The organism is Escherichia sp. AM3, from assembly GCF_032029835.1.
GTDB classification, from domain to species: domain Bacteria; phylum Pseudomonadota; class Gammaproteobacteria; order Enterobacterales; family Enterobacteriaceae; genus Escherichia; species Escherichia coli.
The window spans coordinates 1-1262 of the sequence record NZ_JAVUPQ010000322.1 but is presented as its reverse complement, the minus strand read 5'-3'; the positions used below and the strand labels follow the sequence as shown (position 1 = coordinate 1262).

Annotated in this window: 2 protein-coding genes; one reads left to right on the top strand and one right to left on the bottom strand. The window is 42.0% G+C overall.

What is annotated here, in order from left to right:
• The first annotated feature begins 189 nt into the window (after nucleotides 1–189).
• Complete coding sequence (locus RTW80_RS25505) at nucleotides 190–429, top strand: hypothetical protein (RefSeq protein ID WP_000371884.1); 240 nt, start codon at nucleotides 190–192, stop codon at nucleotides 427–429.
• 144 nt (nucleotides 430–573) lie between these two features.
• Here the strand turns inward: RTW80_RS25505 and RTW80_RS25500 are convergent.
• The coding region (locus tag RTW80_RS25500; RefSeq protein ID WP_312720841.1) for an ATP-binding protein at nucleotides 574–1262 on the bottom strand (689 nt) is incomplete at its 5' end.

The following is a 1262-nucleotide window of genomic DNA, read 5'->3' as shown; positions in this document are numbered from 1 at the left end:
AAACCGGATCTGCGCGGCAGAAAAGACGCAAATGATATGATAATTAAGAAATATACATAAAATCATATCAGATATGATTTTCATCATTAAAAATTAAACAATATCTGATATTATCAGAAATCATGAGCACACAAATCATGCAGGATATGATTTTTACCTGTCAGAACATTATCAGATGGAGTGTGCAGGATGGATCAGGAAATGACGTTTTCACTCAGCTATGAACAACTGACCCGGTTTGCGGAAAAACGCATCCGGGAATGCAATCTGGACAGCCAGGGCGCGATTTATCTCTGCGAGTCAGCCAAAGCCGGAGCCGTGCTGATCTTCTGGCATGAACTGGCCATAAATGGCTATGCCTCAATGAATGCCATAAAGAGACAGGAGCTCATTGACGCCGACTTTCAGCGCCTCAGAAACGGGGTTTGAGGGCCAATGATGCAAAAAACCACGCTAAGAGGTTACTTCAGTCGTCATGGGGGGAGGGACAATGGAACGCAACACCAAGTAGATTGATGGCATAAAGTTCCTTCAATTCCGATCTGCTCTCCCGCTTTCATTTTCTGCTGCAGATCACTTTTGTTGCCATTCCTTTACAACAGCTTCCCAATCGACAGTTCTCTCGACCAACTTCCCATCCGCATACTTTCTTGTCCAAACATCCCAGAAGTCAGGGTCATCAGAATGAGGTTGCTGCTCTTTCGTCAAATTTTTCATTTTAACTAGGACAGGAAGTTCAGATGCCCAGCCCATCAGTATTGCATGTTGGGATGGTAATGAAGGTAGTTCACGGAGTAATCCTCGCAAATTATCAGGTACCATTTTATGAACTTGCTCCTGATCTTTGTCGTTACTAATTCGATGCAAAAGAAAAGTATTACATTGAGACAAAACCGTAGGTGATAACTCTGATGGTCGTTGTGAGGAAATCACCATACCAAGACCAAACTTTCTGCCTTCTCGTGCGATTTTCTCAAACACTTGGCAGCAAACGGCTGCGACATCCTGATTTTCAGAGTCATCACGATACCGTTTAATAAATGTATGTGCTTCTTCAGCGACAAGTACCGTAGGTAAAGATTTATTATATAGCCGCCTATAACGTTGCAATGATTCAAACACAATCCTTGAAATAACAGCTGTCACAAGATGAGTAATTTCTGTTGGTACTAAAGAAAGATCAATAATTGAAACACAGCTATCATCATCGCCGGTTCCATCCTTTCCAATATAAGTTTCTAACCAATTGGCTAAGTCAACTC